The organism is Streptomyces shinuiensis (assembly GCF_043660855.1).
In the GTDB taxonomy this organism is placed as follows: domain Bacteria; phylum Actinomycetota; class Actinomycetes; order Streptomycetales; family Streptomycetaceae; genus Streptomyces.
Map to the genome: position 1 here is coordinate 154,303 of NZ_JBIHML010000001.1, position 15,140 is coordinate 169,442.

11 protein-coding genes are annotated in these 15,140 nt (G+C 72.6%); 5 read left to right on the forward strand and 6 right to left on the reverse strand.

The genetic code is table 11. The features are described from left to right. Positions 1-185: 185 nt before the first annotated feature. Genes ACGRHY_RS00545 through ACGRHY_RS00555 form a run of 3 tightly spaced genes read left to right on the forward strand, consistent with a single transcriptional unit; the run spans position 186 to position 3,212 of the window. The gene (locus ACGRHY_RS00545) at positions 186-890 is read left to right on the forward strand and encodes a hypothetical protein (protein ID WP_394633399.1); all 705 of its coding nucleotides are present in this window, start codon (positions 186-188) and stop codon (positions 888-890) included. Beyond that, the gene (locus ACGRHY_RS00550) at positions 887-1,672 is read left to right on the forward strand and encodes a hypothetical protein (protein ID WP_394633400.1); all 786 of its coding nucleotides are present in this window, start codon (positions 887-889) and stop codon (positions 1,670-1,672) included. Before ACGRHY_RS00545 ends, ACGRHY_RS00550 begins: the two co-directional genes overlap by 4 nt. Continuing rightward, positions 1,650-3,212, forward strand: a complete 1,563-nt coding sequence (locus ACGRHY_RS00555) for a hypothetical protein (RefSeq protein WP_394633401.1) — start codon at positions 1,650-1,652, stop codon at positions 3,210-3,212. Before ACGRHY_RS00550 ends, ACGRHY_RS00555 begins: the two co-directional genes overlap by 23 nt. A 104-nt stretch (positions 3,213-3,316) precedes the next feature. Here the strand turns inward: ACGRHY_RS00555 and ACGRHY_RS00560 are convergent, their stop codons facing one another. Genes ACGRHY_RS00560 through ACGRHY_RS00570 form a run of 3 tightly spaced genes read right to left on the reverse strand, consistent with a single transcriptional unit; the run spans position 3,317 to position 8,210 of the window. Beyond that, positions 3,317-3,985 carry an RES family NAD+ phosphorylase gene (locus ACGRHY_RS00560; protein ID WP_394633402.1) on the reverse strand — a complete coding sequence of 223 codons (669 nt, stop codon included), beginning with the start codon at positions 3,983-3,985 and terminating at the stop codon, positions 3,317-3,319. Further along, on the reverse strand, positions 3,985-4,662 hold the full coding sequence (locus ACGRHY_RS00565) for a hypothetical protein (protein ID WP_394633403.1): 678 nt from the start codon (positions 4,660-4,662) through the stop codon (positions 3,985-3,987). The genes ACGRHY_RS00560 and ACGRHY_RS00565 overlap by 1 nt, the downstream gene beginning before the upstream one ends. Beyond that, positions 4,659-8,210, reverse strand: coding sequence for a CHAT domain-containing protein (locus tag ACGRHY_RS00570; protein ID WP_394633404.1), 3,552 nt, complete (start codon positions 8,208-8,210; stop codon positions 4,659-4,661). Before ACGRHY_RS00570 ends, ACGRHY_RS00565 begins: the two co-directional genes overlap by 4 nt. A gap of 247 nt (positions 8,211-8,457) precedes the next feature. Between ACGRHY_RS00570 and ACGRHY_RS00575 the strand changes: the two genes are divergently transcribed. Further along, positions 8,458-8,790: a hypothetical protein gene (locus tag ACGRHY_RS00575; RefSeq protein ID WP_394633405.1), complete on the forward strand. Its 333-nt coding sequence runs from the start codon at positions 8,458-8,460 to the stop codon at positions 8,788-8,790. Next, positions 8,787-9,434 (forward strand): hypothetical protein, encoded by a 648-nt coding sequence (locus ACGRHY_RS00580; protein WP_394633406.1) that lies wholly within the window; start codon positions 8,787-8,789, stop codon positions 9,432-9,434. The genes ACGRHY_RS00575 and ACGRHY_RS00580 overlap by 4 nt, the downstream gene beginning before the upstream one ends. A 97-nt stretch (positions 9,435-9,531) precedes the next feature. Here ACGRHY_RS00580 and ACGRHY_RS00585 read toward each other — a convergent pair whose 3' ends face one another. The 3 genes from ACGRHY_RS00585 to ACGRHY_RS00595 all read right to left on the reverse strand — a co-directional run bounded on the left by ACGRHY_RS00585 (position 9,532) and on the right by ACGRHY_RS00595 (position 15,134). Further along, entirely contained in the window at positions 9,532-10,977 is a 1,446-nt protein-coding gene (locus ACGRHY_RS00585) for a glyceraldehyde-3-phosphate dehydrogenase (RefSeq protein ID WP_394633407.1), read from the reverse strand. A 153-nt stretch (positions 10,978-11,130) separates the two neighbouring features. Further along, on the reverse strand, positions 11,131-13,977 hold the full coding sequence (locus tag ACGRHY_RS00590; protein WP_394637868.1) for a hypothetical protein: 2,847 nt from the start codon (positions 13,975-13,977) through the stop codon (positions 11,131-11,133). Between the two features lie 44 nt (positions 13,978-14,021). Then, entirely contained in the window at positions 14,022-15,134 is a 1,113-nt protein-coding gene (locus tag ACGRHY_RS00595; RefSeq protein WP_394633408.1) for an ATP-binding protein, read from the reverse strand. Positions 15,135-15,140: the final 6 nt, after the last annotated feature.

The window sequence follows — 15,140 nt, forward strand, 5'->3', positions numbered from 1 at the left end:
CAATCGCGGTAACGCCGATAACCGGGCGCCGCCCGGGCGAAGTCCGGGCGTTTTCCGGGAACACCCCCTGGAACGATCTGTTCCGCCCCTCTTCCACCCTCGCGCCCCGCCTCCCCTGGGCTACTCTCTCCACCATCACAACGGATCTCATCCGAACTCCCCGCATGGATAGGGAGGTTTCTCGCGTGAAAGAATCCGGCCGGATAGCAGGCCGCATCCGCGGAACGGGAATCGGGCCCCTCTCCGCGCCTCTCGCCCGCCACCACGGCAGACGGGATGCCGCGGACCTGGAGACCGTCCTGGCCGAGGCCCGGGCGGCAGACACCCCGCCCGAACCGCCCCTGCCTCCGTACGTACTGGGCCTCCGGGCCCGGGCCGACCGCGGCAACGCACGGCTGCGGGCACGCATGCTGGCTGCCAACCGCGGTCTGAGCACACGCATCCAGGCCGAATCGGTGTGCATCGTCATCCAGTACTCCGAGCGCGGCCGGCCGGCCCCCGCCGCACTGGCGCGGTACGGCGAGATGGTAGCCCGCTGGCGCAGTACGGCGGCCGTCCACCGCGTCATGGCACAGGAACTCGTCGACCGGGCCAACTGGCTGCTCGCCTGCTACTGGGACTCCGCCTGGCAGCGGGCCCGCAGACAGGCGCAGGAGGGCGTGACGGCCGGTTCGGCGGAGCGCCGCCCCACCCGGTGGCTTCCCGGCCGGATCCGTCTGGACCCCACCTGGCACCGGGTCGACGACTGGCTGGACACCGACTGCTGGTACGAGCAGCCCGAAAGCGCCCCGGCCGCACAGCGGCCGGCCCTCCGGCAGGCGCTGGCCATCCTCGACGGCCAGAAGGCCGGCGCCGACCGCACCCGCACGCATCGAGACAGGCGGGGATGACAGCCCCGCCGAACAGTGAGGTCACCGTGCACAGCTCAGTCCACGCCGGCCGGCGCCGGCACCGCGCCCGCCGCACGGCCGCCCTGGTTCCCGCGCTGGGGCTGCTCACCGTCCTGGTCTCCTGCACCTCCCAGCCCGATCCCCTCACCACCCCGTGCGGAGTGGTGATCGACGGGTCGGGATCGGGCGCCTCGAACGAGAAGGGGTTCGACGCGGAGGCCAAGCTGAAGAGCACCCTTCTGCCCTTCCTCGAGGAACAGGGCTGCGGCGCCGTCGAGTTCGCCCCCATCACACGGTCGTCGCAGAGTTCATCCTGCCGGGTGGAGCGCGTCGATCTCGACCCTCCGCGCAAGGAGACCACCGACCGGGAGAGCCGGCGCGGCCGCGCACGCACCACGGCGGCGAGCCGTGCCCTCGAAGAGCTCCAGTGCGCGCGTACGCAGGGCGGGTCCGATGTGTGGGGCGCTCTGGACCGCATCGGCGAGGAGATGCCCACGAAGGGGCCCGCGGCCAAGCTGCTGGTGGTGAGCGACTTCGCCCAGACCGACCCCGACTTCAGGATCTCGCAGGCGGATCTCTCCACCGCCCGGCGGCGGGAGGAGACCATCGACTCCCTGGTGGAGGAGCGGGGGATGCCCGCCATAAAGGGCATGGACGTCTACCCGGTCGGCCTCGGCATGCATTACGACTCCCGCCCGGGCGAGGCCGAGGACTTCCAGGCCTTCTGGACGGAGGTTCTCGAAGGGAGGGCCAAGGCCCGTGTCCACTACGACTACAAGTGAGCCGCCCCGGCCGAGGAGGCGGCGGCTTCCGGCCCTGTCCGCCGCCGGCCGCCGGAACCAGTCCCGCACCCCGCACTTCCGCGGCGCCCCCTCGGCGCCGAGCTCCGGGCGCCCCCTGGTGCTGGACGGCCGCGCCGAGCAGAAGCTCCTGGAAGCCTCCCGCCGACGTGGCCGCAAGGCCGCCGGGCACGGAGCGCTGGACCCCCTGGTGCTCCACGGCGACGACCGAATCCCCCACTTCGCCGAACTGGCGTCGGTGCGGGACCGGGTCATCCGGGAGATCGCCGAAAAGGCGCACCATGCCGAGGAACAAGGCAGGTTCGACGACGCACACGCGCAGGCCGAGGCCGAGCGGTTGCGCCGGGAGACCGAGCTGATCGACCGGCGGCTGGCCGAGACACAGGAACAGATCGCCACCACCACGAGGCAGCTGGACCTGCTGGCGATGCGCGCGTCCCGGTGGAGCCGCTTCCGGGACTCCGTCCGCACCCGGCTCGAGGAGCGGTGGATCCGCGCCCGTTTCCCCGACCCCTCCACACAGGTCCCCGCCCCCCAGGGGTCCGGCGACGGCGCCGCACCGGACCCCGGTGAAGCCCGGCAGGCGAACACCGATCCCGACTGGGTCACCCTGCACGGAGCGCCCGAACCGCCACGGCGCTCCGATCCCCCGGGGAACACCCCGGACACGGACGAGGCGGGCCTGGCCCGCGCCTGGGAGGGCCTTCACAAGCGGCCCGGCATCCCAGGCTGGATGACCTGGGCCCTGCTCGGCGTGATCCTCGCGGTCGAGGTGCCCATCTACTGGGTCGCCTACCAGCCCTTCCACGGCATCGGCAGCATCAGCGCGGACGCCCAGACGGGCATGCTCGCCGTCTCCTCCGCGATCCTGATGGTGCTCCTGCCGCATCTGGCGGGACACGTCCTGCGGCGGCGCCCGGAGACCGGGGCCGTCCGGCAGGCCTGGGTTCCGGCGTTCCTCCTGCTGGCCGTGTGGGCCGCGCTGGCCTCCCTGCTGGGCACGGTTCGCGCCAGGTACGTGATGCAGACCGAGGAGGACACCGAGGCACCCCGGGTTCCCGAGGGCTTCACCGCTCCCGGCGCCGACGGCGCGGCGTCCACCAGCCTGATCGACCGGCTGGACCTGGCGCCGCAGACCGTCACCTGGCTCTTCGTCGCCCTGCTCCTGCTCTCGGGCGGTATCGGCTTCCTGCTGGGGCTGTGCAGGGAACACCCCCACCTCAACGCGTACCGCACCGCGGTGGAACGCCGTGCCGGACTGCTGCGGGAGCGCGAACTGAGCGTGGTGGAGGCGGAGCTGGCGCAGAGCACGGCGGACACGGCCGAGGCCCGGCGGGAGGAGCGCAGAGCCGCGGCCGAGGACCGCGCCCGGGCGGTCCGCGACCTCTACGAGGCCGCCGCGCACGCCTATCTGGACGGGGTGAGCCTGGAAGCCGCGGATCCCGCGGTGACCGAGGCGGCCATGCGCCTGTCCGGCATGTGGCCTCTGCTGCCGGCGACCCGGCAGGAGCCGGCCTTCTAGAGAAGGCTCCCCCGGGGAGAGGGAGAGGACGAGACGACCGGCACCCGCCCCACCGCGCCCCGGATCCGAAGGGGCGCGGCGGAGCGGGTGCCGCGCCACGCCCGTCAGCCTCCGAGGCCCTCGGGCACGGAGACCTGCGCGCGCAGCGGCCCCAGCAGCCGGTTGACCTCCTTGAGGTCGGTGGCGGAGTCCAGGCGGTAGCTCTCCTCCGGGGCCCGGGTCAGTGCCCCGGGTACGCAGCGGTCACCGAACAACTGCAGGGCCCTGCGGGGCCGACAGCGCTTGGAGGTCCAGCACAGGCCCTGGGCCGCGGCGCTGTGCCCGCGGATCAGCTGCACCCAGTAGCGCGTCTTGCCGTACTCCCGCTCCTCGCAGTCCACCAGCCACTCGTCCTGCCACACCGCGGCCAGCCCCTCGGCCGTGGTGAGGTCGACAAGGGTGATGTCGGCCGCGGTGCGTACGGCCGAGAGGCGGTACTGCGACGCCTGCGCCCAGGGGATCATCCGGACGGCGGTCCGGTTCTCGAATTCCCTGGACCGCAGGAAGACCTCGGCCAGGGCGGCCACCGGTTCGAGGGCCGCGTAGAGGTAGGGGTATCCGTCCGGCTCCATGGCATCGAAGCGGTTGCCCTTGAAGTAGCCGTGCGCGAGGCGGGGGTTGAACTCGGCGGGACCGTAACGGCCGCTGTGGAGGCGCCACAGGGGGGTGCCGGCCGGCAGCACGGTGAGGACCGGCTCCATGGTGACTCCGTCGGGCGGGATCTGCAGCGCCATCAGCCGGCCTCCACCAGTTCGGTGGCGGCGAGTTCGATCTCCGCGTCGGGCAGATCCCCCAGCAGTTCGGCCGGGACGCCCCGGAGCCAGCTGTTTCCGCCCAGCCACCAGTCAGCGGCCCCCCAGGGATCCACGTCGGCGCGCAGGATCCCGTTGACGCGCAGCACGACGGGCAGTGGTTCGAGCGTGCCGGGCCGGAACTGGAAACGCGGGTAGCGCGGGCCGGAGCGTGGATCGGGCAGCCGGATCAGGCCGGCGTCGCCCCGCTCTCCGGTGAGGAGTCCGCGGCGCTCCCGCCCGGTGAGGGCGGGAGCCGCGAGCAGGCGCTCCCTGGCCAGTCTCAGCAGTTGTTCGGGGCCCGAATCCGCGGGAGGGCCGTCGAGCAGGTCCAGCAGCGTGTCGACGGCGGCGGGGGCGGGCAGCTCCCGGCCGCCGGCGCCGCCGGCGTAGCGGTGGCCCACCAGCACTTCGCAGAGCGGGTGTTCGGGTGGGAGGGCGGACAGCGCCCTGCGCAGCCGGCGGGCGGCGCGGGCCGCCCGGGCGGCGTGGCCGTCGCCCGCCGCCGCCCGCAGTTCGCGCAGAGCGCCGGCGACCTCCTCCCGTTCGTCGTACCGGAGTACCGCGGCCACGGACTCGCCATGGGCCAGCAGCAGCGCGATCAGTTCCTTCGGTGTCACGGCCTGGCTCCTCCCGCCGGGTTGCCGTGGTGGACGAACGCGGCCCAGGTGTCCGTGTCCCGGAAGTCCCTGGTCCACCGGGTGGGGCGGACCTTCTCCAGGGCGCGGACGGGGAACCGGCAGCCGGGCTCGGTGAGCATCCAGCGCTGGGCGGCACGCAGCGCGTCCGGCGGCGCCAGCCCCGCGGTGATCCGGTCGTGCAGCACCAGCATCAGGATCTCCGACTCCCCGTCGTCCACCGCCCAGCGGGCACCGACGGCATCGGCCGCGAGCCGGTGGACCAGGACGGAGGTGACGGTGAGGGCCTCGTCGTGGTCACGGGTGGTGAGGTCGGTCTCGCAGGCCCCGCACACCACCAGGGGGCCGCGGGAGCGGTAGGCCTCACCGTCGTGCGGGGCCTCCAGCAGGGTGGCCAGGGTGAGTGGCCGGTCCGTCTCCCCGCTCTCCTCGGCGGGGGCCAGTCTCAGCGCCGAGGTCGTCGGGTCCGGGCCGGCGACGCCGTGGCAGGAGAGGTGGACCATGGAGGCGGGCGCCTCGGCACGGCCGCCGAGCAGCGACAGAACCGCTTCGGGCGTCGCCGGCCCGGCAGCGCCGTCCTCGTCCAGGTAGCGGTCCGCCCGGGAGTAGTAGACCTGGTGCAGAAGCCCGACCTCCTCCTCGGCCCAGGCCAGCCTGTCGTCGCCGTGGTAGACCAGCGCGGGCCGCTCTCCCGGACTCATGCGGCTCCTGGCCGAGGAGCGGAGGAACTCGCGGCCGGAGGCGGCATGGGAGATCACGGCGATCTCGCACGCCCGCACCGTGTCCGGGCCGGCGAGTCCGGACGGCGGGCGCAGCACCGCCGCCGGCCAGGGCACCACGCCGAGGTCCCCGCACGGGACCAGGACGAGGCGCACCGCTTCGGGCTCCGTCCCGCCGCCGCCCGGTTCCGCGCCCAGTCCCGATTCGGCCAGAGCGCGCTCCCACAGCCCGAGGGCGTCCAGCAGGGGGGACAGCACCTCCCCCGCCCACCGGCACACCTCCTCGAATGCCTGGTGACGGCGTCTGTCGGCCCGCTTCCGTTCCTGCGGCGACACCGCATCGAACGGCGTGTCGAGCAGACGCTGCCGCTCCGCTCCGGTCCGGACGAAGACGTCGACCACTTCGCGCCCCTCTTCCGAGAGCGCGGGCAGGGACACGGCCCGGACGGGCCCGGCGGCGGTGGTGACGACAAGCGCGCCGTTCTCCGTGCCGGTTCCCGGAAGCAGGTGCACGAGGGCGTCGACGCCCGTCCGCGCCAGACCGGCGCGCAGCCCGGCGACCGTTTCGGACGGCGGCTGCTCGTCGGCGAGGCCCTCCCGCCCGCGCAGCAGTTCCAGGGCGCGGGCGCGGACGTCGCCGGGGAGCCCCGGGGCGCCGCCGGTGAGCGCGTACAGGACATCCAGGGGCGACTCGGTCTCCTCCCGCCGGACGGACTGCGGCGGAGCGGCATCGCGCCACTGCGCGGCGAGGTCGGCCGCGCCGAGGGCGTCGAGCCGGTCGGCGACCCCCCTGGACTCGGCTGCGGCTCCCAGCACCAGCGAACGGCCGGCCTCCAGGCAGGCGACCGCCTCGTCCACCTGGCCCGCGCGCAGCGCCCAGGAGGCGGCGGTGCAGCCGTGGTCGGCACCCTGGCGTGCCACGCGCAGTCCGTGCCGCACGCCCAGCTGCAGCAGCACGTCGGCGGCGGTCGCACGCAGCGAGTCGCGGGCGGCGGCCACGGCGGCCAGCAGATCCCCGTCCGCCTCCGGTGCGCCGGGGCGGGTGGCCGCCCGGTCGGCGTGCAGTGACGCGAGGTCCCAGTACAGGGACGCGCTGCCGGGCGCGCCCTCGGGCGGGAGGACGGCCAGGGCCTTGCGCAGCTCCCCGGCGGCCTCGTCGAGGGCCGCGGTGTCGCCGGTGAGGCGGTACAGCGAGTTCAGTCCGATCGCCACCGCGCTACGGGTTCTGGCCTCGAAGTCGAAGGTGATCCCGGCTCTTCCCAGCACGGACCGGGTACGCCGGACCCCCTCGGCGATCCGGCCGGGATCGGACTCGAGTGCGCCGCTGAGGGAGAACGCCGCCGCCCAGCCCGAGTCCAGCAGATCGCGGAGGGCCGGGACCTCCACCGGGGCCTCCAGGGCTTCCTCCATGTGAACCCCGGCCTTGCGGGCGTCGTACACGTCCCCGGTGAGGAAGGCACGGGTCAGATGGGCCAATCCCAGCATGAACGGGATGAGGGCGCCGCCCCAGACCGACCGCTCGGGAAGCTCGTGTTCCAGATCGAGGAGTTCCTCGATCAGCGTGTCCACGGCCCCGACGTCCCGGCTCTCCTGCGCGGCGGTCAGACCGTTCCTGATTCGCAGACAGGCGGCCCCGACCCTCATCTGGGTCAGCTCGGGGCTGTCCGGAGCGGCCCGGGAGAGCATCCTCTCCATGAGGGCCATGGCGGCTTCCTCGTCCTGGAGGCTGCCGCCCGTCGCCGCGGCCACCTCCAATGTGCCCGCGGTGACGGCCCGGAGCCACTCCCTGTCGGCCGGCTCCCGCAGTTCGCCCGCCTCGTCGAGCTGCCGCAGGATGCGCAGCGACGAGCGGAACGCGTCCCTGTCACGGGTGCGCATCCCCTCCGCGATGTGGAGCATGGCGGCGAGCATGCGCGAGGACGGCGGAGCCTCCGGTCCGCCGCCCAGTTGCTCGATGACCTTCCGCAGTTCCCCACTGCCGACCGATCCGGGGTCCGACACCCCGACCGTCGCCATGAGCTGCAGCGCGGTCTGCGCAAGGTCGCCGGACAGGCTCCCGGGTCGCTCGGGCACATCCGGCTCCGCCGGGTGGCCGGAGAAGACGTCCAGCATCGAGAGGGCCCCATCCAGCAGAGGACGCAGCGGCTGCGGAAGCAGACCGGCGCTCCTGCGCACCACCTCCGCCGCTTCGGCCACCGCGCCGGGGTCTTCGACTTTCTCCGGATCCGTGACGAAACCGGCGAGCTGCAGGATGTCCTCCTGGGGAAACGGGGCTTCGGCCAGCAGGCCGCCCTCGGCCCCCAACCGCAGCAGCAGCTGCATGTCCTCCAGCGTCCCGTCGCCTCCCCGGTCTTCCGGAAGACCCGCTCCCGCCATCGCCCTGACCAGGTCCACGGTCAGTCCCCCGCCTCCGTCCATGGCCTGCTTCAGGGGGGCCGCCCGGAAGGCGAGCAGCAGCATCAGACTCCTGGAGGCGGCCGTGCGCTCCTCGGTAGAGAGCCGTTCCGAGACCCGGGCCTCCTGCAGCAGGGCCAGGGCGGACTCCCGGTCCTCCGGGGCTCCCTCCAGGACGAATCTGACGGACCGGAGCGTCCCGAGTCTGGCCCTCAGGCGGGCCCCGGTCGCGCCGGACTCCGGCAGCTCCTCCAGGAGGGACTCCAACCCGGCCACCTCGGCGTCGAGTTCGGCGTCCCGTATGCCCTGGTAAGGGGTTTTCCGGAAGGCTTGCGGCGGCGGGACCGCGCAGTCGGCGGTGCGGGCCAGGGCGGCCGCGGCCCGGACGGACGGTGATTCGGCGTCGGCATCGCTCATGAGTCATCCCTCCTCGGTCATCATGCCCACCTCCCGGCCGCCGCACGGGCCGATGCGCGGATGCGGGCGGCGACGTCCGGAATCCGCCCCGTTTCCGCCCGGAACACGCCCGGCCGGGGTGTCGCGAGCGCGCGGCCGGGCGTGTTCCGGGCACGGTACGCCGCACCGGCCGAACCCCCGTGCGCCGCAGCGGTTCCGCGGGCATGCTGGTGGCTCCCGCCGGACGGACCGGCTCAAGGGGGTGGGCATGGCCGACGGAACACCGGGCCCGGACGGAACGGGCTCGGACGGACCGGTGCCGTACCGCGAGGAGACCGAGGACCGTTATGCGGACGACTACGCGAGCGGCCTGCGGGTCCTGTCCGCGGACAACGAGTCGGTGGTGCTCAGCGGGCGCTGCCCCCGGTGCGGGTGTGCCTGCACCTATCTGCACGTCCGCCGCGTCTTCCGTCGGATACGGAGGGAGCCGCGCGAGCGGTGGGTCCCGGTGATGTGCACCTGCGCCGCCGACCACCCCGGGCGCCCGGCCGGCGAAGAGGGCTGCGGCGCCTACTGGAACGTGGTACTGGAATGGCGGTGACCGCCGGGGTCCCGCAGGTCTCGCCCGGCCCTCCTGCGGCCCCGGCGGACCGCGAGGCAGCACGCCGGGCACGGCATTCGCTGGCCGAGGAGCTGCCGCGGGTGCGGGAGGCGGCCCTGGCGTGGCGCAACGGTCTGGCCGGGCTGTTCGTGGGGCTACTGAGCTTCGGGCTGGTCAAGGGCCGCACGGACGTGGGCGAGCTGGCCTCCCCTTATGACGCGATGGTGGGCGGACTGCTGCTGCTCTCACTGGTGTGCGGCGCGATGGGCGCGCTGTTCCTGCTGCGTGCCGCGCACGGTGCGCCGGTGGCCCGGCCGCTGGTCCCGAGGACGGGCGATGCCGCTGCGGCACTGTACGCCGCGGACCACCTGGAGACGATGCGGGCGGTACGGTCGCTGCGCCACGGGGTGGCGCTGACCATGGTGTGCGCCGTACTGCTGATCACGGGCGTGGCACTCACCTGGTACGGGCCCGGCAAGGAGAAACCGCGGCTGCTGGTCCGGACTCCCTCGGGAACGGAGTGCGGTGAGCCGCGGCGTGCCGGGGACGGGGTGCTGGTGCTGAGGACGCGGACCGGCGAGGTGCGGGTGCCGTTGTCCGATGTCACGGGTCTCGGCGCAGTGGATTCCTGTCCGGCGCCGTAGGCGCGTCCGGTCCCTCTTTCCGTACGGAGAGGACCGGCACCGCGCCCCGCCCGCCGGGAGACCGGATCGGACGGGGCGCGAAGGCCGGACCACCGGGTCAGACCGCCGGGGCGGGGTAGGTGGGGTACTCGACCCCGGAGACGTGCTGGACGACGCGGACGACCTGACAGGAGTAGCCGAACTCGTTGTCGTACCACAGGTAGAGGATCGCGTTGTCGCCCTCGACCTTGGTGGCGCCGGCGTCGACGATCGAGGCGTTGCGCGAGCCGATGAAGTCGCTGGAGACCGCGTCGGGGGCGCTGATGAAGTCGATCTGGCGCTTGAGCGGCGAGGTCAGCGACACGTTGCGGAGGTGGTCGAGGACCTCCTCGCGGGTGGTCTCGCGGGCGAGCTGCAAGTTGAGGATCGCGATCGAGACGTCCGGCACGGGGACGCGGATCGAGCTGCCGGTGATCTTCGCCTCGAGGCCGGGCAGCGCCTTGGCGACGGCGGACGCGGCGCCGGTCTCGGTGATGACCATGTTGAGTGGCGCCGAGCGGCCGCGACGGTCGGACTTGTGGTAGTTGTCCAGCAGATTCTGGTCGTTGGTGAACGAGTGGACGGTCTCGACGTGGCCGCGCAGGACGCCGTACTCGTCGGCCATCGCCTTCAGCGGCGGCACGATCGCGTTGGTGGTGCAGGACGCACAGGACAGGATCCGCTCGTCCGGCTTGATCGTCTCGTGGTTGACGCCGTGGACGATGTTGGGGACGTCGCCCTTGCCCGGCGCGGTCAGGACGACCTTGTCGACGCCGGGGCGCAGGTGCTTGGACAGGCCCTCCCGGTCGCGCCACCTGCCGGTGTTGTCGATGAGGATGGCGTTCTTGATGCCGTACGCCGTGTAGTCCACCGCCGTCGGGTCGTCGGAGTAGATCACCTGGATCTCGTTGCCGTTGGCGATGATCTTGTTGTTCGCCTCGTCGACGGTGATCGTGCCCTGGAACTGGCCGTGGATGGAGTCGCGGCGCAGCAGGGACGCGCGCTTGACGAGGTCCGGGCCGGCGGCCTTGCGAACGACGATGGCGCGCAGCCGCAGCCCGTTCCCGGAGCCGGTCTTCTCTATGAGCAGACGGGCGAGGAGGCGGCCGATGCGGCCGAAGCCGTAGAGGACCACATCGCGCGGTTCGCGGCACTTGATCTTGTTGTCGCCCGTGGCACCGGCGACGGCCTCGGCGGTGAACTCCTCCACCGACAAGCCGCGGTCGTCGGCCCTGTACGTCGCGGCGAGCATGCCGATGTCGATCTGGGAGGGACCGAGGTCGAGCGTGGCGAGAGCCCGCAGGAACGGCAGCGTCTCGGTGACCGAGAGCTCCTCACCGGCGATCTGCCGGGCGAACCGGTGGGTCTTGAGGATGCTGACCACCGACTTGTTCACCAGGGAGCGGCTGTGGAGCAGGATCGTGACGTCCCGCTCCCGGTGCAGCTTCCCGATGATCGGGATCATCGACTCCGCGATCTCCTCGCGGTTCTTCCAGTTGGTGAACGAGTCCACGGTGGTAGTCACAAGTTCATCTTTCGAGCTAGGCGGTGCTCATATGTTAAACACCCCCTATTTTGATCACCCACGCGGTACCGCCCTAACCGGGGTGCGACGACGGCGTCCGGAAGCACGGCCGCCACGGGAGCCGGCACTGGTGAGGAGCCGGCTCCCGTGGCGTCATGAACCGGCCAGCAGCGCCTCCAGCGCCGCCGCCGTCCGCGGGTGGCGGCCGGCCGGTGCCACGCCCGGCGGGGCGGGCTCCGCACTCTGCCATGTGCCGTCGCAGCCCAGCAGGCCGGCCACCGCGTCGCACGTCGCGGGGTGGGCGGTGAGCAGCGCTGCGCCGTGCCCGCCGCCCGCTCGCCGCACCGGACGTACGGCTTCCGGCTCCGGTCGCGCCCGCCACGGCGGCACCCACTCATCCAGCGCCGCGAGCCGCCCGGGGAAGGTCCGCCCGGCCTCGCGGACCAGCAGCGGGGCCAGTTCGGCGCCGTCCGAGCGCAAGGTGGTGATCAGGGTCGGCAGCCACGGCAGGAGCACCCGGTCCGGCAGCCGCGCGAACGCGTTCGACACCGCCTCCACCACGAAGTCGGCCAGACCGGGGACGGGTTCCAGCGCGTGCAGGAAGCCGCTGAGATAGCGCGGGTAGGCGGGAACCACCATGGGATTGCCGAGCATCTCGTCGCACCTGGCCCGCAGCTCCGCACGGGTCAGTTGCCCGAGCCGCGTGCGGGCCGCCCACAGCAGCGCCGTCTTCGGCGGGTCCTTCGGGTGCGACTGGGCGAGGGCCAGTTCCAGTTGGGTGCGGTCGCACCCCAGCGACAGCGCCAGGCCCTCCATGTCGAACAGGAAGCCCAGCATCGCCGCCACCTGGCGGACGCCCGCGTCGTCATCGGTGAACGCCGTGGGCAGCAGGGTGCAGTAGTGGGCGTAACCCGTTTTGACGAAGGACTCGATCCAGGGCGGCAGCACCGGTTCACCGGTGCGGTAGTACGCCAGCAGCCGCCGCACCCGGCGCAGCACCTCCGGAGCGCCGTCCACGCCGCGCTCGGCCGACAACACCTTCAGTGCGTGGTCGCCCAGCTCACCGGCGAGGCGGCGGCTGCGCAGATACAGCGTCGCGTCCTCGACGGTCTCAAGGACGGCCGCCGCGGTGGCCCGCGGGTCGTACGCGGTGCGGCGCAGGCGCTGCTCCAGCACCTGCTCGATGCTGACGCCCTCGTAGCCCAGCTCGATGAGAGCGCGCTGGTGGGTGCCCAGCGCCAGGTCCCAGGACTCCTGGATCGGGCGCTCCCCCAGCTTCCGCTCCCCCATGATCGGCCGTGCGGCGCCGTGCGGCATCAGGTACCGCAGCATCCACAGCACGTCGGAGCAGCTCTCCAGTTCCGGCCGGGCGGCTATGTCCAGCAGTGCTCGCCGCACGCCGCGCTGCTGGAGCTTCAGACCCAGCGGCGCGAGCCGGTCGTGGACGTCGCGGGCCAGGGGCGGCAGCGCGTCGTAGCCGACCCGGCCGACCCGGTCGCCGCCCATCATGGTCTCCACCAGGCGGCGCACATCGCGCCGGCCGGGCACGGTGTCCTTCTCGATGCAGGTGACGGCCGCGTCCTGGAAGTCGTACGGCGTCGGCCTGGCCCGGTCGCGCATCCCGGCCAACAGGATCGACGTCTCGAACACCGCGATGGCGTCGGCGGTGGAGGCCAGGTAGCCGCTCCGGCGCGCGGCGCGCACGATCTCCACCGACCAGCCCAGCAGTTCGGCCTCGTCCAGCCGGTCCAGCGCGGGCGGCTGCTCCAGGAAGCCGGTCAGCCTGTCCGGGGGCGGGCTCTGAGCCGTGGGGGCCGCCGCTGCCGCGGTCCCCGGCATCTTCGGCTGCCCCGTCCCCGCCTGCCCCGTCTGCCCCGCCAGGCGGTACGGCTTCACACGGGTGCGTTTGAGGTTCTTCGCCCAGAGCGTCGCGGCGATCGACACCGAGCCGGCGGCCAGGCCGAACTGAGACTCGATCGCCGCGTGGCTGGAGGGGATCAGCCCGTACTGCCACCTGGTGGCGGTGCGCGGGCCGATCTCGAAGGTGTCGGCGCCCAGGAGGCCGAACTCGACCACGCGGCTGGCCGCGTGGAAGGCACCGCAGACGTAGAGGCAGTCCGCGGGGTCGGCGCCGGTCTCGGCGAGGTGCCGGCGCATCCTGGTCCACATGTGGCGCTCGCGGTCCTCGTCCACACGCACCCGGTGGGGATCGCCGGGGGCCAGGCGCCTGAAGAGGCTGCCGATCAGGAACATGACCTGGCGATAGGTGTCGTGGTCGCCGTCCCCGAGCGGCAGTTCGACGTACTGGTGCCACCATTCCGACCAGTGCCGCACCCTGCCGTGGCGCAGCAGGTGCTCCTCCAGTTCGGCGAAGCGGGGACGCAGGTCGCCGATCTCCACGCCGACCGCGTCGCCGTGCAGCGCGGCATCCTCCTCCCCGGCCGGCGCTCCGTCCGGTACCGCGTCGGGCACCCCGGGTCCGGAGCCGGGTGCGGGGAAGCGCTCCCCTCGCGCGTCCCACTGGAAGACGTGATCGCTGGAGCGGTCGACGAGGACCAGTTCGACGCCCGGCGTCTCCAGCGCGTAGGCGATCACCTGGTACTCGGCGGAGGCCTCGGTGACCGGCGCGACCACCGACAGCGGCGACCACTGGGCGGGAAAGCCGTCGGCCTCGGCCGCGAACGCCTGGAGTGCCACGGGGAGCCGGCAGTTGCGCAGCTCGGTCAGCAGTGGTGCCATGTCCTCGCACAGCTCCAGGTACACCACCTTCGGCCGCTTCTCGCGCAGGCGGCGTGCCATCGCGGTGGCCGAGGCGGGCGAGTGGTGGCAGACGGGGAAGATCTCCAGCGGCTCACGTATCGCGCGGTCGACGTCGTCGACGATGCCCAGCAGGATGTCCTCCAGGGCGTCTGGCCCGCCGGCGAACGCCGCGGCGGCTTCCCGCAGTTGTGTGCGCAGCGCGGTGAAGGTACTGCCGTCCGCGGCGCCGTCGGCGGTGATCCCGTCCACGGCGTTCTCGTCCGGGGTGTCCCTGTTCACGGCCCTCATGACAGGGTGGCGATGGCGTCGCGGCCGCCCTCGAGGAACTCCGGCCAGGATCCGCCCTCTTCCCTGCCGCGCGGCTCGACGACGCCGTGCAGGTACTTGTTGAGGATGGCCAGGTCCTCCGGCTCGCGCCGGGCCAGCGACCCGACCAGCGAGGAGGCCAGGGTACGGGCGGTCAGGGCGTGCTCGCCGAAGAAGTTGCCGTGCAGGATCGCGTCCTCGAGCACACCGATCTGCTCGGCGGTGGACAGCGCCGACTCCAGCCTCTCGTCGTCGCTGCCGGCCGCCGCCGAGGAGGCGCGCAGATCCGCGAAGCTCCGCAGCAGCACGTCCAGGAGCGTGGGCGGCACGTCCAGCTCGATCCGGTGGCGGCGCAGCAGTTCCTCGGTGCGGAAGCGGACGATCTCCGCCTCGCTCCTCTTGTTCGTCACCACCGGGACGCGGACGAAGTTGAAGCGGCGCTTGAGCGCGGAGGACAGGTCGTTGACACCCCGGTCGCGGCTGTTGGCGGTGGCGATGACCGAGAAGCCGGGTTTGGCGAAGACGATGCCCTCGTCGTCCAGTTCGGGGACCGAGACGTACTTCTCCGACAGGATCGAGATGAGCGCGTCCTGGACATCGCTGGTGGCGCGGGTGAGTTCCTCGAAACGGCCGATCGCACCGGTCTCCATAGCGGTCATGATCGGGGAGGGGATCATCGACTCGCGCGACTGGCCCTTGGCGATGACCATCGACACGTTCCAGGAGTACTTGATGTGGTCCTCGGTGGTGCCGGCGGTGCCCTGGACGACCAGGGTGGAGTTGCGGCAGATCGCGGCGGACAGCAGCTCTGCCAGCCAGCTCTTGCCGGTGCCCGGATCGCCGATGAGCAGCAGACCGCGGTCGGAGGCGAGCGTGACGATCGACCGCTCGACGAAGCTCCGGTCACCGAACCACTTCTGCGGGATCTCCCTGTCCAGGCCGTCGGACCGCTCGGAGCCGAGGATGAACAGGCGGACCATCTTCGGTGACAGGCGCCAGGAGAACGGCTTGGGGTTGTCGTCGACGGACTCCAGCCAGTCGAGCTCCTCGGCGTACTTGATCTCGGCGGGGGCGCGCAGCAGGTCGGACATGTCGGT

Coding starts and splice junctions, on each gene's coding strand:
- ACGRHY_RS00560 (WP_394633402.1), bottom strand. CDS start 3,985: ATGGCGCTGCAGATCCCGCCCGACGGAGTCACCATGGAGCCGGTCCTC.
- ACGRHY_RS00550 (WP_394633400.1), top strand. CDS start 887: ATGACAGCCCCGCCGAACAGTGAGGTCACCGTGCACAGCTCAGTCCAC.
- ACGRHY_RS00595 (WP_394633408.1), bottom strand. CDS start 15,134: ATGTCCGACCTGCTGCGCGCCCCCGCCGAGATCAAGTACGCCGAGGAG.
- ACGRHY_RS00575 (WP_394633405.1), top strand. CDS start 8,458: ATGGCCGACGGAACACCGGGCCCGGACGGAACGGGCTCGGACGGACCG.
- ACGRHY_RS00570 (WP_394633404.1), bottom strand. CDS start 8,210: ATGAGCGATGCCGACGCCGAATCACCGTCCGTCCGGGCCGCGGCCGCC.